This is a genomic window from Saliniramus sp. (genome assembly GCF_035311605.1).
In the GTDB taxonomy this organism is placed as follows: domain Bacteria; phylum Pseudomonadota; class Alphaproteobacteria; order Rhizobiales; family Beijerinckiaceae; genus Saliniramus.
Genome location: NZ_DATGCW010000336.1, coordinates 1 through 2,039, shown reverse-complemented (window position 1 = coordinate 2,039; position 2,039 = coordinate 1). Strand labels below are relative to the sequence as shown.

Below are 2,039 nucleotides of genomic sequence, written 5' to 3'. Positions count from 1 at the left end.
TGTTCCAGAATTCGGCAAGCATTCCGTCCCCATCAGCCAGTCCCTGTCATCCGCGACAGAATGCACGAAGGGGTTGAAGACCGGCTTGAGAAACTTGGTTTTCACCCGCTGAACGCGATTGCTGCAATTGCGTGGACTGTGCTGTCGCCGGGCTCTGCCGGCGACAGCGATCGCATCAATCGATATCGGCGACGGCTTCGGCCGCACCGCCGGAGACCTTCTGGGCCAGCGAGGCTTCCATGAACGGATCGAGCGCGCCATCAAGCACATCGTTCGGGCTCGTCGACTGCCTGCCCGTGCGCAGATCCTTTACGAGCTGGTAGGGCTGAAGCACATACGAGCGAATCTGGTGGCCCCAGCCGATCTCCGATTTGGAGGAGGCCTCGGCATTCGCCTTCTCTTCGCGCATCTTCAGTTCGCGCTCATAGAGCCTCGCGCGCAGCATGTCCCAGGCCTTGGCGCGGTTTTTATGCTGAGAGCGCTCCTGCTGACACGCCACCACGATACCCGTAGGAATATGCGTGATGCGCACGGCGGAATCGGTCGTATTGACGTGCTGACCACCGGAGCCCGACGCCCGATACGTGTCGATGCGGCATTCGGATTCCGCCACCTCGATATCGATCTTGTCGTCGACCACCGGATAAACCCAGACGGAGGCGAAGCTGGTATGGCGGCGCGCATTGGAATCGAAGGGTGAAATCCGCACCAGGCGATGCACTCCCGATTCCGTCTTCGCCCAGCCATAGGCGTTATGGCCCTTGACCATGAGCGTCGCGCTCTTGATGCCGGCTTCTTCGCCGTCGGAGACCTCGACAACCTCGACCTTGAAGCCGCGCTTCTCGGCCCAGCGGATATACATCCGCATCAGCATCTGGGCCCAGTCCTGGCTCTCGGTGCCGCCGGCGCCGGAATGGACCTCGATGAACGTGTCGTTGGAATCCGCCTCGCCGGAGAGCAGTGCCTCGATCTGGGCGCGCTCCGCTTCGCCTTCCAGGCTGCGCAGCGCGCTCTCACCTTCGGCGACAGTGTCGGCATCACCCTCGGCATCGCCGAGTTCGATCAGGGTAATGGCGTCCTCGAGTTCCTGTTCGAGACGCTTGATCGTCTCGATCTGGTTTTCCAGCGAAGTGCGTTCGCGCATGAGTTTCTGCGCGGCATCCGCATCATTCCAGAAATCGGGATTCTCGGACAGGGCGTTCAGTTCGGCGAGACGGCGCTGGGCATGATCCCAGTCAAAGATGCCTCCTCAGCAGCCCTATGGACTGCTTGGCGGTCTCGACCAATGCTTCGAATTCGGCGCGCATGGTACTCGTGATCATCCTTTTGCGAGACGTGAATCGGATCATTGATCCTGCGCGCAGGCGATACCAGTTTGCGGGGGCGATTGCAAAGGGTCGCGGCGCGCCCCGGCCTTTATCCTTGACAGGAAGGGCGAAATCGCAGATCGATCCGCGCAATGATGCAATGCGCTTGCAGGAGTTCGTCGTGGCCACTTCCGGCATGCAGATGACCGCAATGCCCAGCCCGCAGAGCCGTTCAGGCTCTCGCGAGACGAAAACGACGTGCTTCACGGGAACGCGCGTGAAAACGACGCGCTGAACGCTTCCTCGCCGTGGAGAACTCTCCCGCCCGGCGGGAGGAGCAGGCGGCAGGTCAATGGCCGCCGCATCGCCGCCGAAGGGGAGAGCGTTTCTTTCAGGAGCTTGAAAAAGATGGGTTACAAGGTCGCCGTTGTCGGCGCGACCGGCAATGTCGGGCATGTTCTGCTCGATATCCTCGCCGAGCGCGCTTTTCCCGCCGATGAAGTCGTGGCACTGGCCTCGCGCCGCAGCCAGGGCAAGGAAGTCTCGTTCGGTGATAAGACCCTGAAGACGAAAGCGCTGGAGACGTACGATTTTTCCGATATCGACATCTGCCTGATGTCGGCCGGCGGCGACGTCTCGAAGGAATGGGCGCCGCGCATCGCCGCACAGGGCGCTGTCGTGATCGATAATTCGAGCGCCTGGCGCTACGATCAAGATGTGCCGCTGATCGTG

At 61.3% G+C, this 2,039-nt stretch carries 2 protein-coding genes and 1 pseudogene; 1 reads left to right on the top strand and 2 read right to left on the bottom strand.

What is annotated here, in order from left to right; translation table 11 throughout:
* Nucleotides 1-175 precede the first annotated feature (175 nt).
* Nucleotides 176-1,307 (bottom strand): peptide chain release factor 2 gene (prfB, locus tag VKP01_RS14955; RefSeq protein ID WP_324413664.1). Its coding sequence is split into 2 segments (ribosomal slippage): nucleotides 176-1,237 and nucleotides 1,239-1,307, totalling 1,131 coding nucleotides; the frame shifts between segments, so codons are not numbered across the junction.
* Nucleotides 1,236-1,574: a hypothetical protein gene (locus VKP01_RS14950; RefSeq protein ID WP_324413666.1), complete on the bottom strand. Its 339-nt coding sequence runs from the start codon at nucleotides 1,572-1,574 to the stop codon at nucleotides 1,236-1,238. Before VKP01_RS14950 ends, prfB begins: the two co-directional genes overlap by 72 nt.
* 141 nt (nucleotides 1,575-1,715) lie before the next feature.
* On the opposite strand from VKP01_RS14950, the pseudogene VKP01_RS14945 reads away from it, so the two are divergent.
* A pseudogene (locus tag VKP01_RS14945) lies at nucleotides 1,716-2,039 on the top strand (aspartate-semialdehyde dehydrogenase); the annotation flags it as partial.